Source organism: Anaerotignum faecicola (assembly GCA_024460105.1).
Taxonomy (GTDB): Bacteria; Bacillota; Clostridia; order Lachnospirales; family Anaerotignaceae; genus JANFXS01.
In genome coordinates, this window is sequence record JANFXS010000001.1 from 544,365 (window position 1) to 563,247 (window position 18,883).

18 protein-coding genes are annotated in these 18,883 nt (G+C 42.4%); 1 reads left to right on the plus strand and 17 read right to left on the minus strand.

The annotated features are described in order from the left end of the window. Positions 1-1,070 precede the first annotated feature (1,070 nt). The 10 genes from NE664_02340 to rsxC form a co-directional block, all read right to left on the minus strand. Positions 1,071-1,409, minus strand: coding sequence for a hypothetical protein (locus tag NE664_02340; GenBank protein MCQ4725502.1), 339 nt, complete (start codon positions 1,407-1,409; stop codon positions 1,071-1,073). A gap of 538 nt (positions 1,410-1,947) precedes the next feature. Beyond that, complete coding sequence (locus tag NE664_02345; protein ID MCQ4725503.1) at positions 1,948-2,511, minus strand: hypothetical protein; 564 nt, start codon at positions 2,509-2,511, stop codon at positions 1,948-1,950. A gap of 96 nt (positions 2,512-2,607) precedes the next feature. After that, positions 2,608-3,279: a hypothetical protein gene (locus NE664_02350; protein ID MCQ4725504.1), complete on the minus strand. Its 672-nt coding sequence runs from the start codon at positions 3,277-3,279 to the stop codon at positions 2,608-2,610. Positions 3,280-3,290: 11 nt separating this feature from the next. Then, complete coding sequence (locus NE664_02355; protein MCQ4725505.1) at positions 3,291-4,580, minus strand: SPFH domain-containing protein; 1,290 nt, start codon at positions 4,578-4,580, stop codon at positions 3,291-3,293. Positions 4,581-4,922: 342 nt separating this feature from the next. Further along, entirely contained in the window at positions 4,923-5,894 is a 972-nt protein-coding gene (locus NE664_02360; protein ID MCQ4725506.1) for a Fe-S cluster domain-containing protein, read from the minus strand. A gap of 18 nt (positions 5,895-5,912) precedes the next feature. Next, positions 5,913-6,506 carry an electron transport complex subunit RsxA gene (gene rsxA, locus NE664_02365; GenBank protein ID MCQ4725507.1) on the minus strand — a complete coding sequence of 198 codons (594 nt, stop codon included), beginning with the start codon at positions 6,504-6,506 and terminating at the stop codon, positions 5,913-5,915. Between the two features lie 19 nt (positions 6,507-6,525). Continuing rightward, positions 6,526-7,125, minus strand: a complete 600-nt coding sequence (locus tag NE664_02370) for an electron transport complex subunit E (protein MCQ4725508.1) — start codon at positions 7,123-7,125, stop codon at positions 6,526-6,528. Next, positions 7,125-7,670, minus strand: a complete 546-nt coding sequence (locus tag NE664_02375) for an RnfABCDGE type electron transport complex subunit G (GenBank protein MCQ4725509.1) — start codon at positions 7,668-7,670, stop codon at positions 7,125-7,127. Before NE664_02375 ends, NE664_02370 begins: the two co-directional genes overlap by 1 nt. Beyond that, positions 7,667-8,635 (minus strand): RnfABCDGE type electron transport complex subunit D, encoded by a 969-nt coding sequence (locus NE664_02380; GenBank protein ID MCQ4725510.1) that lies wholly within the window; start codon positions 8,633-8,635, stop codon positions 7,667-7,669. The genes NE664_02375 and NE664_02380 overlap by 4 nt, the downstream gene beginning before the upstream one ends. Before the next feature lie 19 nt (positions 8,636-8,654). After that, positions 8,655-10,007 carry an electron transport complex subunit RsxC gene (gene rsxC / locus NE664_02385; GenBank protein ID MCQ4725511.1) on the minus strand — a complete coding sequence of 451 codons (1,353 nt, stop codon included), beginning with the start codon at positions 10,005-10,007 and terminating at the stop codon, positions 8,655-8,657. 535 nt (positions 10,008-10,542) lie between these two features. Here rsxC and rpoN point away from each other — a divergent pair. Then, positions 10,543-11,898: an RNA polymerase factor sigma-54 gene (gene rpoN / locus NE664_02390; protein ID MCQ4725512.1), complete on the plus strand. Its 1,356-nt coding sequence runs from the start codon at positions 10,543-10,545 to the stop codon at positions 11,896-11,898. 218 nt (positions 11,899-12,116) lie between these two features. Here rpoN and NE664_02395 read toward each other — a convergent pair whose 3' ends face one another. The 7 genes from NE664_02395 to NE664_02425 form a co-directional block, all read right to left on the minus strand. Next, a complete protein-coding gene (locus NE664_02395) occupies positions 12,117-12,398 on the minus strand; it encodes a DUF1294 domain-containing protein (GenBank protein ID MCQ4725513.1) in 282 nt (93 codons plus the stop codon). Next, a complete protein-coding gene (locus tag NE664_02400) occupies positions 12,395-12,790 on the minus strand; it encodes a methylglyoxal synthase (GenBank protein ID MCQ4725514.1) in 396 nt (131 codons plus the stop codon). The genes NE664_02395 and NE664_02400 overlap by 4 nt, the downstream gene beginning before the upstream one ends. A gap of 1 nt (position 12,791) precedes the next feature. After that, positions 12,792-13,937, minus strand: coding sequence for a rod shape-determining protein RodA (gene rodA / locus NE664_02405; GenBank protein MCQ4725515.1), 1,146 nt, complete (start codon positions 13,935-13,937; stop codon positions 12,792-12,794). A 248-nt stretch (positions 13,938-14,185) separates the two neighbouring features. Continuing rightward, on the minus strand, positions 14,186-14,482 hold the full coding sequence (gene minE / locus NE664_02410) for a cell division topological specificity factor MinE (protein MCQ4725516.1): 297 nt from the start codon (positions 14,480-14,482) through the stop codon (positions 14,186-14,188). A gap of 21 nt (positions 14,483-14,503) precedes the next feature. Further along, a complete protein-coding gene (minD, locus tag NE664_02415) occupies positions 14,504-15,301 on the minus strand; it encodes a septum site-determining protein MinD (GenBank protein MCQ4725517.1) in 798 nt (265 codons plus the stop codon). 199 nt (positions 15,302-15,500) lie between these two features. Then, complete coding sequence (locus NE664_02420) at positions 15,501-16,022, minus strand: septum site-determining protein MinC (protein MCQ4725518.1); 522 nt, start codon at positions 16,020-16,022, stop codon at positions 15,501-15,503. A 20-nt stretch (positions 16,023-16,042) separates the two neighbouring features. Then, positions 16,043-18,847, minus strand: coding sequence for a penicillin-binding transpeptidase domain-containing protein (locus tag NE664_02425; protein MCQ4725519.1), 2,805 nt, complete (start codon positions 18,845-18,847; stop codon positions 16,043-16,045). Between the last annotated feature and the right edge of the window lie 36 nt (positions 18,848-18,883).

Sequence of the window (18,883 nt, forward strand, 5' to 3'; positions counted from 1 at the left end):
ACTTACTTTTTATACAATACCGCAAGGCATATTTTCATTAACCAAATGTTACAATACTTTATTGTATTAAATTTATAAAAAACATATGTGGAAATAAGCGAGGCAACATTCAATATTTAATTAATGAAAATTCAGAAACCGCATAAACTTTTTGTCGCTTAAAGCGCATATCATTTCACAAATGTATATTTGAATTTCCCGCATGCGCATAGGCGGACATTTCATTATTTTTATCATTTTATTTTATATCCTTATATCAGTTTCAGTTTACAAAAGCCCACACGCCGCAAAAAGAAAAATTTTACGCATTTTGGGGCTGCATATGCTTGTCATAGGAGCCGCTGCGACTTGAAGCGCAAAAATTTTCCCATTGTGATGTTACGTAGTTTTAATCGACGTTAGCTTCAGTTTACAAGGGCACACACGGTTTTAACGGACGTCACAAGGGAAAAATTTTTTGCAGTTCAAGGCGGATATGCGCCGGCATAGCCGATCCTATGGCAAGCGTATACAACACAGAAATGCGGAAAATTTTTCCTTGTGTGGCGTGTATTCCCTTGTAAACTGAAACTAACTTCGTAAGAATAAGGCAAGCGGCTTAACACAGCCATTGCGCCGCTGACGGCTGTTGAAACCTTGTGCTCTCTTGTAAACTGAAGCTGCTCAAACATTTAATAATGCTGTCTTAAATAAAACATGATATAAACATATCGGCTTGCGGTTTAAATCAAAAAATACCGCCCGCCTAAAACGGCAGACGGCGTTTAAAACATATTCAGGATTTATAGTTTCCGATATTGCTATCGGTAAATTACAGCTTATATAAAATGCAAATGTATACCAAGTTTATATACGCCGAATGTACTTTTCATACAACGCTATAACAATAAAAGCGCGGTTCCATTCCTCTTTAGCTAATATGCTTTAATCGCATCGTTAACATCGCCTAAACCCGCATACATTTTATTATGCATACAACAAGGCCGCCGCTGAAAAGCACACGCCCGAAACAACGTCAATATACGACTTCAACCAACGCTTAGCCATATGCCGTAGCATAACGCACAAGCTTATTCCTTTTTCATTTTAGCGAACGCAACAAAACAAAGTATCATTTCGACAATTACAAACATGAAATACACAAACATGCACAAAATCGAAACCGCATACATAATTCCGGCAACTAATGCGGCCCAACGGGCTTTTATTGCCCATCCCAGCCAGTTAAATATAACCGCTATGCCTACGCAAATTAAGTGAGGCATAACTATTGCGGTTGCAAGGCCGGCGCCGACAACTTCCGCCCCGTCGGAAGCCGACGTTATCCCGCCTGCAAAATAAACGATAAGATACACTAAATAAAGCGTTCCGATAATTCCCGATATCAATAATAATTTACTTTTTTTCATACCTTACCATCCAAAACTTAACTTATAGATTAAAAATTTTTATTATCATTGAAAATTTCATGCGCCGGACAGCAGCACAGATTATAGATTTGCAGTTTCATTTCCGCTCCTCAGACTGCCGCAATGACATTTTTTACAAATTTGGAATGCCATAATACAAAAGGAATTTGCCTCTACATGTTAAGACTGTATCTATTAAAACGGAGCCAACATAAATTCGCCTTCTGATGCATTATCTATCCCGAAAATTAATTTCATATCGTTTTATTACCAGAAAAAGAAGACCTGTTCAGCTCATTATTGTTTTATTTTAATTGCCGTCTGCCGCAATCTCTTCAAAAACCGTTTCCTGTATTTCACCTTCTGCCGCTGTGTTTTCTTTGCTTTTCGGCAAAATTTAAATCTTCACATACTGTTCCATAGCCGCCCTCTCTAATTTGCCGCCATAAAACATCAGCAACATCACAGGCAGCGCTAATCTTTTAAAATTGCTCCTAAATTCTCTAAAATAAACCTAACTGTAACTATATGGAATATATTATGGCAAGGGCGAACCGCAGTACTCACATTCTCCTCTTTCCCCGGAAATTGTGTTATTTGCCCCGCAGCAGCGGCATGTTACAGACCTTTTTCCATTATTTTCAGATGTTCCCTGAGTTTGTTCGCCGCCGTCTGTTTCCCATCCGCCGCCAGCCAATACAATTTTCTTTGCGCTTTCATCAATATAGGCATTTTTCAAATATTCCTTTTGAATCATTTTTTCAATATCTTTTTTTACATCTTCATATGTTTTTCCAAACGCCGATGCAATATCATTCATATTCCTAACATTATTGTTCACAATCATTACCAAATACTGCCTTATTTCTTCCGCGTCTTTTCTAAGCTTCTTTGCCAATCGGCGCAGAACAAATCCGGCTATAATGAAAAATAATATTATTACTATTTCGGCTGAAGACATCTTATCAACCATGATACATGCTAAAGCCATAAGTATACCTATCGTATAAAAAAGGCCGCCTACAAAGCCAATTATATTGCCTACGATTAAAGCCGCTTTCCTGTCGACAGACACCCTTTTAGAAATTAAAAAAATACTCACCGGCCAAAATATAAATATCGACAGAATAATTACCGGCCACGAATACCATATGCTTACCTTCCCAACTTCCCTCACGTCAATTTTCCTTTCTTTAAATTAAAATTTTCCTCTCTTCTTTGTCTGCAAAGAACGTAATTTAATCATATTTTTAATTTCGTCTAATTTATCTTTTATGCCGCTTTTATCTTCAGAATCCATTAAATAACGAACTTCATCAAGACTCATAAGTATATGTTCCTCATTGCCGTATTGAGCCGTCCTGTTGGAATATTTAAGCATTTCAATAATGTCTGCAATATCGTCTTTATATTCAGCCAGTCTGCTTTCCAACAGAAGTTCATGTGCATTGTTTAAACATTCGTCAACCACTGAAGCCGTTTTTGAATATTTTCTGTTGCTTTCATCGGCCTTACTGTCAAAATGCGAAAGCAATATATCCACTGCCGCAACCACGCCTATTAACAGTAAATTTAAAAGCACATATTCTTTAATTAAAAAAGGAAATAAATTTACAAAAACAAGCGATACTGCCAATACAATTCCCAAATGGATCAGGCCGGCAATCACATTAGCCGCCCCAAGTATGCTGTTATTAAACTTCAGGACTTTTAGCGTAACCAACGCTTCCACAAGCAGTAAGAATAATAACGACAGCCACCTCATAGGCAGGGTGAAAATATTTTTAAATGCCAAAAGATAAAATATTATAGTAACAATTATTGCTGCCAAGCCGCACAGCAAAACTGTTTTTGTACTGTTTTTATTCATTAAATCACCGCCTATTTTACTGGTGTTCCACATTCAGGGCAAAATCTTGTATTATCGTCAAGTTCCTTCCCACAGGCAAGGCATTTCTTTACGGCAGAATACCCGCATGCCGGACAAAACTTGCTGTTTTCTGGAAGTATGTTTCCACACCCCGGGCAAGCCTTCGGCACTTTCTTTCCGCACACCGGGCATACTGCCGCCCCATCGGGAATATCCGCCTTGCAGTAAACGCAAGAATTATATCTGTTTCCGCACTGCATGCAGAATTTAGAACCTTCATCCATTTCGGCTCCGCATGACGAGCACTTGATTTTATTTTTCTTCTGATTTTTCTTTAACGTATCATGCCCGCAGTTGTTACAAAAACGAGCTTCTTTATCTAAAGTTGAATTACAGTTGGGGCATATTTTCATTTCGCGTATATTAATGCTCTGCATAAGGCTGTTGAACTGGTTCCCAAGCGATCCGCCCATTCCAAAACCCATTCCAAGCCCCATGCCGGCCCCCATTAATCCACCATGCATAGAGCCCTGGTTAGTTGCCGCCCCTTCCAATGTATCAAAAGAACGTTCCTGCTGATAATTGTATCCGACAATATCCATTTCGGCCCTTTTTGCCAAGGCTTGTTTAAGCTTCCGAACCCCATTGTCATCTTCCGGAACATTTATATCGTTAACAAAAAACGACGTCAGCCTTATTCCATATTCTCTAAACGTTGGGGCAATCCGTTCGTTTAAAAATTCGGAAATTTCATCAAGATATGCGTTGATTTCAAGAACGCTTATATTTTTATGTATTAAATATGACGAAACAGCGTCTTTTGTTTTCGTCAAATATACTCCCCTGAAATATCTTAACAAACTTCCCTTATCAAACTGAGCGACATTTCCAACAAGCTTTACAAGAAACTTTTGCGGTTCTTCTATTTGAATTCCAAACTGGCCAAAAGCCCTCACCGGGACAAATATCTTATATTTTGGATCCTGCACCTGTATAGGCGAAGGCGTACCCCATTTTATGTCAAGCGAAAACGCCTTGTTTATAAACCATACTTCCGCTGTAAACGGCGATCTTCCGCCAAATGGTAAATTTACTAAATTATTCAATATCGGTATATTTTCTGTGCTCAAAGTATGCCTTCCGGCCTGAAACACGTCGCATACTTTCCCGCCTTTAAATAATATGGCCTCCTGCGATTCGTTTACAATTAATTGGGTCCATGTCCCCAACTCGCTGTTAGGATATTTCCATGCAAACACGTCCGGGCTGCCATTATAACTAACAACTTCTACAACCGCCATAAGTATCCCCTCACTCCAACGCATGTGACTTTATTTTAAATATCTTTTATATTTTATGGATTTTATTTCAAATCACAATTTAATCATAATTATATCAAGTTGTTCTCGTTTTTTCAACTATTTGCCGGCAATTTTCTTCCAAAACTTGCGTAATTATAAAATATTCGGCGATATACGCCGCCAACCTGCACTTTAATAAGAACGGCTTAAATTCGTACATCATATTGAAAATAAACAACAAAAAACTCTCCATGCCTTTAAAAAATACCTTTTCTGTAAATACCCTTTCAATAAAAAAACCGCCGTACTATATATTAGTACGGCAGTTTATTTATTTTGCTATTATTCTGTTTTCTTGTCTTCTTCGGCATGTTTAGCCGCTACGTCCTTAAACGCTTCCATTGCGCCTTCAGCTTTTGGAGCTTCCTGTGCTTTAGGAGTTTCAGGAGCCTTTTTTTCAGCTTCAGCCTTTGCCGCTGCCGCTTCCTTGGCTTTCTTTTCTTCCATAGCCTTAATACGCGGGTTTTGGATTACTTTTTTAGGACACTTCATAGCGCATACGCCGCAATCCTTACATTTTGTATAATCAATAACCGCTACATTATCAATTACGTGGATTGCGTCGAACTTACAGTTCTTTTCGCAAATTTTACAAGCGATACATCCCACTTTACAGTTTGACATAACAACCTTGCCCGTATCTTTTGAATTACATGAAACCCTTGTCTGTTTTGACGCCGGGATTAATGTTATAAGTGATTTCGGGCATGCTTTAACACATTTGCCGCAGGCAACGCATTTTTCATCGTCTACAACGGCAACTCCGTTTACAATATGGATTGCGTCAAATGCACAGGCCTTAACGCAGCTGCCTAAACCAAGGCAGCCATATGAACAGCCTTTTGCCCCTCCGCCTGCAAGCTGGCTTGCCATGCCGCAGTCGCTCATACCGAAATACTGATATTTATTTGCGCTCAAGTCACACGTTCCGCCGCATTTAACAAACGCAACTTCACGCTCTTTTTCTTCAACTGTAACGCCCATAACTTCCGATATGGCTGCCGCACTTTTTGCGCCGCCTACCGGACAGCCGTTTACAGGCGCTTCTCCCGCAACTATAGCCGCGGCCAAACCGCCGCATCCCGGGAAACCGCATCCGCCGCAGTTAGCGCCCGGAAGGCACTCCGTAACCTGGCCAATCCTCGGGTCCTCATCTACAGCAAACACCTTGCCCGCATAACCAAGGCCCGCGCCAAAAACAAGACCTAATCCGCCGATACTGAGTACCGGAAATAAAATACTGTTTATGTCCATTTTCGTTCACTCCTTAGTTTAAATTGAAATTAATCCCTGGAAGCCCAGGAACGCGATAGCCATTAATGTTGCTGAAACCAAAGCGATCGGGAAACCCCTGAATGCCTTTGGAATATTGTTGAACTCTATCCTTTCGCGGATTCCCGCAAAAAGCACAATAGCAAGCGCAAAACCTACGGCGCCGCCGAATCCGTTGAGGATTGAAGCAAGAAACGTATAATTCTTCTGCATATTAACAACGGCAACACCCAAAACGGCACAGTTTGTCGTTATAAGCGGAAGATAAACTCCAAGCGCCTGATAAAGCGAAGGCGAGCTCTTTTTAAGGAACATCTCAACAAGCTGAACGAGAGCCGCGATAACCAATATAAACGCAATGTTATAAAGGTATTCTATCCCAAGCTTAACCAGTATGAAATTATAAACAAGATATGTCATTGCCGAGGCCAATGTCATAACGAATATAACCGCCCCGCCCATGCCGGCCGCCGTTTCAACCTTTTTTGAAACACCGAAGAAAGGGCATATACCTAAGAATTGGCTTAAAACGTAGTTGTTTACGAATATAGCCGCTAAAACTAACATAATAAGATTTGGCTGTACATGTGTCATTTAATTTTCCCCCTCCTTCTTAAGCAGATTTTTTGTTCTTAAAGTAATTTAATATAGCCATAAGCACGCCGAGTGCAAGGAATGCGCCCGGAGCCATAATCATGATTAACGTCTGCGGGAAAGCTTCCGGAAGCACCTGGATGCCAAATGCAGTTCCGCTTCCGATAAGTTCACGCACAAGGCCGAGAACCGTAAGTGCAAGCGTAAATCCGAGACCCATGCCGATACCGTCGAAGAACGAGTCTACAGCGTTGTTCTTTGATGCAAAAGCTTCCGCCCTTCCGAGGATAATACAGTTAACAACGATAAGCGGTATATAAAGGCCTAATGCGCTGTTAAGTGAAGGAAGGTATGCCTGTAAAAGGAACTGTACTATAGTAACGAAACTTGCGATAACAACAACAAATGCAGGTATCCTTACCTTATCCGGGATAACCTTCCTGAGAAGGGAAATAACCACGTTGGCACAGATTAAAACCGCCGCCGTTGAAACGCCCATGCCGATGCCGTTTATAGCGCTGCTTGTTACGGCAAGGGTAGGACACATACCGATAACCTGAATGAAGGTTGGGTTTTCATCAAGTATACCGTTTTTAATTATCTTAATCGGATTACCCATTAATTTACACCTCCATTTGCTTCTAACCATGCGCGCGCCTCATTAACGCCTGAAACAACCGCCCTTGAAGTAATAGTTGCGCTTGTGATGGCCTGAATTTCGCCGCCGTCTTTATTTACGGCAAGTTCGCCGCTCTTATCTTTGAACTGGCCGAGGAACTCCTCATTCGCCGCTAAAGCGCCGAGCCCCGGAGTTTCGGAAGGCGTAGTTACCTGTATGCCCGTTATTGCCATATCTGCATTAAATCCTACCGTAGTCGGAACAGCTCCGCCGAAACCGCCCGGGTTTGCAGTTATAACATACCCTACGACTTCGCCGCTGTCGTTTAAGCCTTTATTAACTGCCGAAATAGTTCCTTCAAACTCGCCTTCAACAGGCTCAAAGCTTGCCGCCTCCGGAAGCGCGGCCTGCATAGCCAAAGTCTGAGCCTTTTCTTCCGAAATCCTTATAGGTTCAGCCGTAACGCTCTGTACAACGCCGAGAAGGGCCGCCGCTACAGCTGTGATTATTAAAAGTATAATTGCCGGTTTAGCTATATCTTTCACGCCTTTTTCGCCTCCTTAACTTTTGGCAGTGCGCCAAAGATCTTAGGTTTTGTAAATCTGTCAATAAGAGGAACGCAAAGGTTCATTATAAGTATTGAATATGAAACGCCTTCAGGATATCCTCCGTAAACCCTGATAAGCACAGTAAGTATACCGCATCCGAGACCCATTATAATCTGACCCGTTGCAGTTATAGGAGACGACGCATAGTCTGTAGCCATGAAGAATGCGCCGAGCATAACGCCGCCGATCATAAGTTCGTAAACAGGCGTACTGCCTTCCCTAGGAAGAAGGAACGACATAACAAATACCGTAGCAAGATACACTACAGGAATTCTCCAGCTTATAACTCCCCTTACAATAAGGTATATACCGCCGATTATAAGCGCAACGGCACATGTTTCGCCTATACATCCGGCAATGTTTCCGAGAGCCGCATCCTGCAATGTAGGAAGCTGAGCCAACATTTCAGGAGTCCCCGCCTTAAGAAGGCCGAGAGGCGTTGCCGTAGATACGGCGTCAGCGCCCGGAGTTACCCAGCTTGTCATTATTGTAGGATATGAGCCTAAAAGAAAGGCCCTGCCGGCAAGAGCCGGGTTTATAAAGTTCTGGCCAAGGCCGCCGAAAAGCTGTTTAGCAAATATAATTGCAAACGCGCTTCCCACAACAGGCACCCATATTGGAGCTGATGAAGGTATATTCATTGCAAGAAGTATACCTGTTACAACAGCGGATAAATCGCTTACCGTAACTTTCTGCTTTGTTATTTTCTGGTAAGCCGCTTCCGCAACAACAGCCGTTATAACGGAAACCGCCATAAGTATTAACGCGTTAACCCCAAACTTAATTACGCCCATTGCCGCCGCCGGAACAAGCGCGATTATAACGTCGCGCATAATTGTCTGCGTTGATTGTTTTGAACGGACGTGAGGGGTAGCAGATATTGTAATATTTGGATAATCCATTTTTTAATGTCCCCCTTAATTATTTACCCGCGGCCTTTGCTTTTGCTGCCGCCGCTGCTTTTTTACCCATTTCTACCTTCTTTGCCGCCCTGATTGACTGAGCGAGCTGGCGTTTGGCAGGGCATATATATGAACAGCTTCCACATTCGATACAGTCAAGCCCGTGCTCCCTTACAAAGCCTTCGCCGTTGTCCTGTATAACAAGGGCGTTAAGCATATAAGGCATTAACCCCATCGGGCAGTGTTCAACACACTTTCCGCACCTTATGCAGTTGCTTTCTTCAGGTATCCGCGCTTCTTCTTCAGTAAATGCAAGAAGCGCCGAAGATGTTTTAGTTGTAGCAACGTCAAGGGTATACATAGTAGGCCCCATCATAGGACCTCCGGCAATCATTTTAGCCGGTTCCGTTTTAAAGCCGCCTATCTGTTCCATTAAATCTTTAAACGTCATGCCTATCCTTATCTCATAATTGCCGGGATTTGCAGGGGCTCCGCCCGTAATTGTGCATATCCTTCTCATTAAAGGCCTGCCTTCGGCTACTATATTGTAAATGCTTATAATAGTATCTACATTGTCCACAATACAGCCAACGGCGCTTGGAAGCCCGCCCGAAGGCACTTCGCGGCCCGTAACGGCTTTAATAAGATGTTTTTCCGAACCCTGAGGGAATTTTGCCTTCAGGCTTGCAACTTCAATATTTTCTATACCTTTGGCAAGCTCTGCAAGATGGCTGATAGCGTCCGGTTTATTGTCCTCAATACCGATAACGCCTTTAGCCTTAGGGAAGAGCTTAAGAACTATCTGAAGCCCCTTGATAAGCTTTTCGCCCTGTTCAAGCATAAGCCTGTAGTCGCATGTAAGATATGGTTCACATTCTGCGGCGTTAACGAGGACATAATCGATTTCCGTCCCCGGAGGAGGCGCAAGTTTAACCTGCGTCGGGAATCCGGCGCCGCCAAGGCCGACAATACCGCCCTCTTTGATTTTAGCTATAATTTCTTCATTCGACATTTTCTGGTAGTCGCCGCCTTCAAGGCCTTCAATCTCGGCCATTAATCCGTCGTTTTTAATAACGACGGAAAGGCTCGTCGCCCCGCCCGGCGTAAGCATTGGCCTTATGTCCGTTACCGTGCCGGAAATACTTGAAAAAATAGGAGAACAAACAAAAGCTTTGGCTTCCCCGATTTTTTGTCCTACCTTAACGTAATCGCCAACCTGAACGCATGGTTCGCAAGGCGCTCCTATGTGCTGTGACATAGGGAAAAACAATTCGGAATTTTCTTTTGGCAGTATAACCTTAATCGGCGCGTCTTTTGTCAAAGCTTTGCCGTCTGGCGGATGTACTCCCCTTTTGAACGTTAAAGTTTGCATATTATCCCCCTCTGTGCTAGAATTTTTGCATGGCGCTTTGTTTATCCATGCTAAGGAAAAGTAAATTTATAATATAAAAATATACCTTTAAAACAGGCCTTCCGGACGTTCACCCATAATAAGGCCAGTTTAATTAACGTATCTATTCTAATACAAAACCGTATCTTTCTCAACAGTTATTAACAAAATTCTTAAAATTAAGTAAATTTTCTATGTACAAATGTCTTTCAGCGTTTTAAAAATTCTCCAAAAGCGATATTAACGTCTGCCGCCTATAGAATTTTACTACTTTTGAACCGTAAAGTAAACGCTAAATTTAACTTATTTTTTTCTTCATTTTGATAATTTTGGTAAATTCCCATAAAAAAAATGAAATTTCATTGTCCCACAAACGTTTTGGCAGGAAAATTGCTACAAAATAGTTAAAACTGTTCCTTATAAATGTTTTTTGTAGTATAATAGTTACAAGAAGATTGGGAATCAGCTTATTTATCGGTATAAATAAGCTGAATTGTTTTTCAAATGGGGTGTAAATATGGATTTAATGCTCAACACAAGCCAAAAAATGCTCATGAGCCAGAAAATGCTGCAGTCCACAGAAATACTGCAGATGAGCTCCAGCGAACTTTTAGATTATGTAAAAGAAATTTCCGTTGAAAACCCTGTTGTTGACTATGAGGAAAAAAACGACGAGCAGGAAAAATTTGACAGGCTCAAAAAAAAACTCGATTACCTGGACGCCTCTGACGAACAGAACAGGACTTATTATGCCGAAGACAAAGACGATGAAAATGAGAACGACGACTGGAAATTTAAAGGCAGCCCTTCCCAAAGCCTTGAAAGCTGCCTTTTGGAACAGATAAACGTTTTGAAGTGCAAACCATGCGTCAAAAAAATAGGAACGTATATTATCGGCTGCCTTGACCAAAACGGATATTTAAAAGAAACCCCGGAAGAAATAGCCGAAGTGTTCGGAATCAGAAAAGAATACGTCATTCAGGCGTTGGATCTCGTTAAAAGCTTCGAGCCGGCCGGTGTTGCCGCAAAAGACCTTAAAGAATGTCTTTTAATACAGATTAAAAGAAATAATATATCAAACCCACTTGCCGAAAAGATTATAAACGGCTGCCTTGAAATGGTTGGCAAAAACCAGATACACCTTATCTCTAAAAAACTAAAAGCCTGCCAAGAGGACGTATCCGAGGCGATTTCTTTAATAAAGAAACTTAACCCTAAACCCGGCAACAGTTTCGACAGCGGCAAAAGCCTTGAATACATAACTCCCGACGCAATTATAGTAAAGGGCAAAGACGGCTACGAGATTATATTAAACGACAGGTTCTTCCCCAATATAGGCATTAACACATATTACCGTTCCATGCTCGATAAAAACAGCGACGGAGAAACAAAGGAATACGTTTTAAACAAAATAAAGCAGGCCGAATGGGTTATAACCTGCATAAACAAAAGAAATTCAACCCTTATGAAAACATTGAAATGCATTGTGGACATACAGAAGGACTTCTTTGATTACGGCGCCGGATATATAAAGCCAATGTGCCTGAACGACGTTGCCAAAGTTATAGAAATGCATGAATCCACTGTAAGCAGAACAATAAAGCAGAAATATATCCAGTGCTGTCACGGCGTATTTCCGCTGAGCTACTTTTTTCAGTCAAGCATATCTTCCGACAGTGGCGAAAAAGTAACTCCAGAAAAAATTAAGCTTTTGATCAAAGAAATAGTAGAAAACGAGGACCCCTCGTCGCCGCTGTCAGACAGGGCGATAACCGAGATATTAAACGGCAAAGGCATAGAAATTTCAAGGCGTACCGTTGCAAAATACCGCGGTATGCTCGGAATGCACGGCACAAGCGGAAGAAAATGCTGACACTGCCTCCTGATATCCGTTTCTCGGCTGAATATACCTGCTTTTTAACCATGCAAAAATACATGCTAAACGTTTGACGCTGAAACTCACAATTTATGGGCATGCCAAAGCCTTAACGTCATATGGTAAAACTACCCGCATACACAAAATACGGAGGCACAAATTGTACAAATAAAAAAACCGCTTTTAAAAAGCGGTTTTTTTATTCATGTCAATCCTTATATAAGTTTTGCAAATATAAAGTACAGTACGGCGGCATGGAGAAATACGGAAATCCCATATATCAGGTAAAAATGCAGTTTCCTGTTTTTATGATGAAACAAATACATAGCCAAAAATCCGCCTATTCCGCCGCCCAGCAGCGCTATAACAAACAGCGTGCTTTCCGATATGCGCCATGCTTCTTTCTTCGCCCTCGTTTTATCAAGCCACATAGCCGCAAAAAGGACGGCGTTTACAATTAAATAATAACACAGCACTATCTTTGTACCAAGGCTCATTTCATCACATTCCTCCAGTCAAGGTCGCCCCTGTCAAGCGCAAGCAAAAGTATTTCAGCCGTCGCAAGGTTGCTGGCAAGAGGTATATTATGCACGTCGCACAGGCGCAGTATGCCGTTGATATTAGGCTCATAGCTTTTCGGCGTTACCGGATCCCTCAGGAATATAACAAGATCTATGTCATTATTTGCAACTTGGCTTCCGAGCTGCTGTTCGCCTCCCAAATGCCCGGCTAGGTATTTATGGACCGAAAGGTTAGCCGCTTCTTCAACAAGGCGGCCTGTAGTGCCCGTTGCAAAAAGAGTATGCTTTGCCAATATATGCCTGTAAGCAATACACAGGTTTTCCATTAATTTTTTCTTATTATCATGCGCTATCAGAGCTATATTCACTTTATTGTACCCCCTCGAATAAAGATTTTGAACGTCTGCCGCCTATGTTTAAAACAAGGCCAACAGCCGCCATGTTCATCCACATGGAACTGCCGCCGTAGCTTACAAACGGCAGTGACATTCCCGTATTAGGTATTATACTTGTCGCAACCCCGGCATTTACAAATGTTTGGAAAGCAAACATTCCCGCAATCCCGGCAACCACCAGCTGGCTGAAAAGATCCCGACAGCTCATGGCAATAAGTATGCACCTGAATACGATGAAAAATTCCAAAGCTAAAACAGAAACACACCCTATAAATCCAAACTCTTCCCCTATTACGGAAAAAATGAAATCATTATGCGGTTCCGGCAGGTAACTCAGCTGATTAAGGGTGCCCTGATATAAGCCCTTGCCCGTGATTTGTCCCGAACCTATGGCATTTATGGATTTTATGGTCTGATAATACTCATTTGAGCCCTCTACCGGATTTAAAAACGTCTGTATACGGGAAAACTGGTGCGGCTGCAAAATTTTGTCCATTATAAGCGGAACTTCCCTTTGTACATCCCAACAGACGAAAATTACGACAGGTATAACTACGGCAAGGCCGATAAGTATATATTTATAGTCAAGCCCCGCTACGAAAAGTTCCACAAGAAGTACGGCTATAAGCACAAGGCTGGCCGAAAGCGACGGCTGCTTTTGTATAAGTATAACGGGGACAATTACAAATAATGCCACTACAGCCAGTATATTTATATTATTAACCGCATCGCGGTTTTTGTCAATTAATTTCGCAAGGCAAAATATAATTATAAGCTTTGAAAATTCCGACGGCTGTATGCCGATCGGCCCTAAATATATCCATCTTGTGGCGCCGTTTACGTTTTTGCCGAATAAAAGAACCGCAATAAGCATAAGTATATTTACGCCGTATATAATAAGATAATATTTTGAAAAAAACTTATAATTTACAAAAAGCATTAAAAACATTATAACCACGCCCACGCCGAGCCATACCATCTGCGAATAATAGTTTGAAGGATCCTCGCCTAAATTGATATGGGTAGCGGAGCCGATACATATTATGCCGAAAACCGAAAGTATACAAACGGCCCCTATGAGCCAGAAATCCAGATTTGCTAAAATACGTTTTATATTCATAATCAAAAAATCACCTTAAAGTTTTACTGTTACAAAAAAGGGTACATAATCATATGGCATTTGCAAACAAAACAGGCTTTTTATATATTCATATTGATCGGCCTCTTTATTTTAAAAGCGGATGCGGCTTTGCTCCGTAATAATATGCGCGCTCCGGTTAAGCGCGCCATTTACGCCGTCGTAACGGCCGTTTCAAATAAACAGCAATAGGCTTCGGTTTTCCGAAGCCCATTTTTATTATGTATTTTTCAGTCGTCGTTCTTTGTGCTCCTGTGCATGCTCTTGATAGGTATGTTGGCGTAAAGCACCGGAACAGTTCCCTTAAATCCTTCGCTTTCGGTCTGTGTGATGTTGATGTCAAGTTCTTCCTCGTCTATTTCCATATAGTTTGATATAACTTTTATTATATCGCCTTTAAGCATCTCCAAAACCTGTGACGAACAGTCTACCCTGTCATGCACAAGCACAAGCTTTAAGCGGTCCCTTGCATAGCTTCCGCTTGCCTGTTCCTTCCTTCTGAAAAAACTGCCGAAATCAAATGCCATTTTATATGCCTCCCTCTTTTATCAACCGCGGCGGAAGAGTTTTCTAAGCCTGTCCATAAAACTTTCTTCTGCCTCAAGGTTCATAAGAGGCACGTCTTCTCCAAGTATCCTTTTCGTAATGTTCCTGTATGCCTGTCCTGCCTTTGACGCTTCGTCCGTAACCGCCGGCTCGCCTTTATTTGTCGTTATAACAATAGACTCGTCGTCCGGCACAACCCCTATCATGTCAATGGCAAGTATTTCCGTTACATCCTCAATGCTCATCATATCCCCGCGTTTAACCATATCAAAACGGAGCCTGTTTATAATCAGGTTAGGATTCGGCAGTTCGCTTGCCTCAAGAAGCCCGATTATCCTGTCGGCGTCCCTTACGGCGCTGACTTCGGGCGTCGTTACAACAAGCGCCCTGTCCGCGCCGGCTATAGCGTTTTTAAATCCCTGCTCTATGCCTGCCGGGCAGTCAATGATTATGTAGTCAAAGCCTTCTTCCTTTAAGTTTTCGCAAAGCTTTTTCATCTGTTCCGGCGACACTGCGTTTTTGTCCCTTGTCTGGGCCGCCGGAAGAAGGAAAAGCCCCGTATACCTTTTATCTTTAATTAACGCCTGTTTTAATTTGCAGTTTCCTTCCACAACGTCAACAAGGTCGTAGACAATCCTGTTTTCAAGGCCCATTACAACGTCAAGGTTCCTAAGGCCGATGTCCGCGTCCACCAAGGCAACTTTTTTTCCGAGAACCGCCAGCCCACAGCCTATGTTTGCAGACGTCGTCGTTTTGCCAACACCGCCTTTGCCGCTTGTAACTACTATCACTTCGCCCATCTGTTATCTTTCCTCCCATGTATACTGATTTAATTAATTCAAAAAGTAAAATATAAAAATACCTGATTTTTTCTTAAGCAATTTGTACTAAACAAGCCTTTAGTATCATATAGCTATATATTAGCAAAAATATAATCAAATTGCACTTCTTTTTTAAAGCAAATACGTAAAAAACTCGACACAATCTGTTTTTATACTTTTACTCAAATGCCGAAACATACACCCTGCCGTCCTCAAGATACGCATATTCGGGATTTTTGAGGGATTTTGAAATCCTGTTTTCCGGAAAACGCGTTATAACGTCCGCAATCCTAAGCTGCACGGGGCTCATGTTAAGGGCGAATATATACGCTTCCGTTTCACCCGCCGTGCCGGCGTGGGCAACGCCTTTAAGCGCGCCGAGGATTATTATATTGCCCGTCGCTCTTATTTCCGCCCCTGCATTAACGTCGCCAAGAAGAACGATGCTTCCGTCATATTCCAAAAGGACGCCGTTTCTGAGGCTTCCTTTGTGAAATTTTGTCCTGTTTTCTTTTATAAATTCCGTTTTAACAAGTTCCTCTATTTTTTTATCGGATTGGGAAACCGCCTTAGATTTTTCTTCCTCCTCGGCGGCTTCGATTATGCTTTCCATCGTGCTGCCCGTTTCGGCCACGGAAATTTCCGGTTCGTCCTGTTCGTCTTTTTTCAGCCCGTCGTTTTCAGTGTTAAAAGTTATCATAATATTTATCCTCCCTGTAATTATTTTGCAAGCTTATTTTCCATATACGAGTTTTGCGGTTCATAATTCAACCCCATATATTCCCCTATAATTTCCCTTGCCACCACGGCTGCCGGGGAACCGCTGCTTTCTCCGAAAGGTATCATTACCGTAACTGCAATCTGCGGTTCGTCATAGGGGGCGAACCCTGTAAACCATGTATGAGAACTTCTTGAAAGGTTTTCCTGAGCCGTGCCGCTTTTTGCCGCCACGTCCACAGGAAAGCCGCTGAAAACCCCTCTCAGCGTGCCGCTTGTGCCCTGGGTAACAAGAAGCATGCCTTTGTGTACTGCCTCCATATTTTCCGGGGCAAAATCCATTGCTTCTTCAACAACGGGCTCTTTCTGTTCGACAGTTTCTCCGCCAAAAGACTCAACCCTGTTTATAATATGCGTCGTATAACGCGTGCCTCCGTTTGCAAGCGTCGTTATATATTTATTTATATGGATAGGCGCATAGTTATTAACCGACTGCCCTATCGCCGCCCTTATAGTATCTCCGTCGCTCCACCTTGTCTGTGAAGTGGTAGCGTCGGGATTTTGCCATTTAACGCTTTCTTCTTTATATTCCGGCGACGCCATATTCGGCTGCGAATCTCCTATTTCAATGCCGCTTGAAGCGTTAAGCCCGAAAGCTTCCATATATTTATTGAGGGTGGCGATGCCTTGGGCAGTCGTGCCCTCTTCCTGGTTCCCCATTCTGTAAGCCGTTTCATAAAAAAAGTAGTTGCAGCTTACTTCAAGGGCGGTGGAAACATTTATGAGAGAATGAGTCCTTCCGCTGCCGGAATAAATCCAGCACCTTGCATACGGCTTTTTCGCTTTCGTAAACACCCCTTGATCCTGTATAAGAGTTGTCGGCGTTATTATGCCTTCTTCAAGGCCGGCTAATGCGGTTATCATTTTAAATGTGGAACCCGGCGCTTTTTTCTGCGTCAGCGGCCTGTTTACCATAGGGGTGGAAGGATGTTCCATAAGGTAATAATAATAATCGTTGTCAAAAGTATTTACAAACCTGTTGTTGTCATAAGACGGATATGTTACAAGCGCAAGCACTTCGCCGCTTTCAACGCTGCTTACCACAACCGATCCGCTGCATGGATCGAGATCCGTATCCGCCGGCGTAAGTTCGCCGCTCCTTAATTTTTCGATTACAACGCTTAAAGGCGTTATAAGCCCGTTTTCAATACGTCTTATATAATCCTCGTCGGCAGTTATTTTCCCCTGCTCGATAAGTATAAGAAGCAAAGACCTTGAGGATATGTCGCCGTTATTTATTCCGTTTATAAAAACGTTTACCGCCGCTTCCTTGCCTTCGCTGTCGGCAAGGCTTATATCAGGATAAACTTCCAAAAGGTATTCCTTAACGGCAAGCTGCTCTCCGTCGGCGGCTTCCATTATCTTGTTTATGGAAATAGTGTTGCACCTTGCAAGGGAACTGAAAAACTCTTTCAACGATATAGGCGAATCCTTAAGGCTTGACGCCCTCAGCTTATTAATAAGCACGTCTGTAAGCGCGTCCTCAAGATAGTCGTAGGCCGCCGTCTGAAGCTTCTGGTCTACCGTGAGGAACACATTGTCCCCGGAAACCGGCTGTTTTGTCTGGATCGTATTTATTCTCCTTCCGGATGCGTCTACTTCCACCATCATTTCACCGTCGTCGCCGTTAAGCTGCAGCTCATAAAGCCTTTCAACGCCGCTCTTTCCTATTATGTCGGAGTTTGAATACCCATACTGCCTGTATTCCTCATATTCGGAATCGGATATTTTCCTTATATACCCCAATATATGGGAAAAATATTTTCCGAAAGGATATTTCCGAAGCGAATCGGTGTCTATTGTAACACCCGGGAAAAGCTGGTTGTTCTCTTCCACGGCGGCAACCGTTTTTTCGCTTATATTCAAAGCCACCGTAACAGGCTGGTATTTCCTGTATCTTACAAGATAAAGCGAATATCTTATCGCCGCTATCTTTCTTTTCATGCCGTCCGATATATTATCGGGTATTTCAAAAAGTTCGTATATATACTCCATGCTCTCGGCCGCCGTATAGTTAAGCTCGTCGTCTTCCATACCTACGCTTTCCTTCCAGTCTTTTTCCTTGCTTTCATTGCCGTCAAAAAGGAACGTATACGGCTGGGACTGGGAAACAGGCAGATCGTCCACTATAGTTTCGCCGTTTCTGTCAAGTATCTCTATAAGTGAAAAAATCATTAAATTTTTATCGCTCAAATTCAGGGCGCACGAAATCATGCGGCGCTTGTCTTCCTCCGAAAAATTATCCGGCACATTGTATTTCTCAATTAAATACTTTAAAGTTTGTTCAGCGCTGTATTCAAGCTGTTTCCCTTTAAGCCCTATGGAAGTTTTCCATTCCTTCTCCTCGTTTTCTCCCGAAAACGTAAAAGAATACGGAGCGTTTTTCGATATAGGCAGATCGTCCGAAATAACCCCCGATTCCCCGCCGTAATTTGATATAAGCTTTTCAAGCACATATCCCCTGTCGGAAAAAGCGACTTTTATGCTGTCGTCAAGTTTTAAGGAAAAAGCGACCTGGTTTGTCGCAAGAGGCCGGCCGTAACGGTCGTAAATAACTCCCCTTGAAGCCGGAATTGAAAGCTCCTGGATGACGCTGGCTTTAAGAGCCTGCTGATATTCCTCCCCTTTAACCACCTGAAGCGAAAAAAGACGTATTACAATTATAAAAAAAAGCAGGAAAATGCCAAGCAGCATAATAAAAAGCCTGCTTTTAACAAATTCGATTAATTTTTCAAAATAGCTTTTCATTAACCCCTCCGAAGGAAGTTGTTCCGTAAAAGCCTT

Bases quoted from the DNA above. Each gene is read 5' to 3' on its own strand.
- NE664_02340 (MCQ4725502.1), bottom strand. From the start codon at position 1,409: ATGAAAAAAAGTAAATTATTATTGATATCGGGAATTATCGGAACGCTT.
- NE664_02350 (MCQ4725504.1), bottom strand. From the start codon at position 3,279: ATGAATAAAAACAGTACAAAAACAGTTTTGCTGTGCGGCTTGGCAGCA.
- NE664_02355 (MCQ4725505.1), bottom strand. From the start codon at position 4,580: ATGGCGGTTGTAGAAGTTGTTAGTTATAATGGCAGCCCGGACGTGTTT.
- NE664_02360 (MCQ4725506.1), bottom strand. From the start codon at position 5,894: ATGGACATAAACAGTATTTTATTTCCGGTACTCAGTATCGGCGGATTA.
- rsxA (MCQ4725507.1), bottom strand. From the start codon at position 6,506: ATGACACATGTACAGCCAAATCTTATTATGTTAGTTTTAGCGGCTATA.
- NE664_02370 (MCQ4725508.1), bottom strand. From the start codon at position 7,125: ATGGGTAATCCGATTAAGATAATTAAAAACGGTATACTTGATGAAAAC.
- NE664_02380 (MCQ4725510.1), bottom strand. From the start codon at position 8,635: ATGGATTATCCAAATATTACAATATCTGCTACCCCTCACGTCCGTTCA.
- rsxC (MCQ4725511.1), bottom strand. From the start codon at position 10,007: ATGCAAACTTTAACGTTCAAAAGGGGAGTACATCCGCCAGACGGCAAA.
- rpoN (MCQ4725512.1), top strand. From the start codon at position 10,543: ATGGATTTAATGCTCAACACAAGCCAAAAAATGCTCATGAGCCAGAAA.
- NE664_02395 (MCQ4725513.1), bottom strand. From the start codon at position 12,398: ATGAGCCTTGGTACAAAGATAGTGCTGTGTTATTATTTAATTGTAAAC.
- rodA (MCQ4725515.1), bottom strand. From the start codon at position 13,937: ATGAATATAAAACGTATTTTAGCAAATCTGGATTTCTGGCTCATAGGG.
- minE (MCQ4725516.1), bottom strand. From the start codon at position 14,482: ATGGCATTTGATTTCGGCAGTTTTTTCAGAAGGAAGGAACAGGCAAGC.
- minD (MCQ4725517.1), bottom strand. From the start codon at position 15,301: ATGGGCGAAGTGATAGTAGTTACAAGCGGCAAAGGCGGTGTTGGCAAA.
- NE664_02420 (MCQ4725518.1), bottom strand. From the start codon at position 16,022: ATGATAACTTTTAACACTGAAAACGACGGGCTGAAAAAAGACGAACAG.
- NE664_02425 (MCQ4725519.1), bottom strand. From the start codon at position 18,847: ATGAAAAGCTATTTTGAAAAATTAATCGAATTTGTTAAAAGCAGGCTT.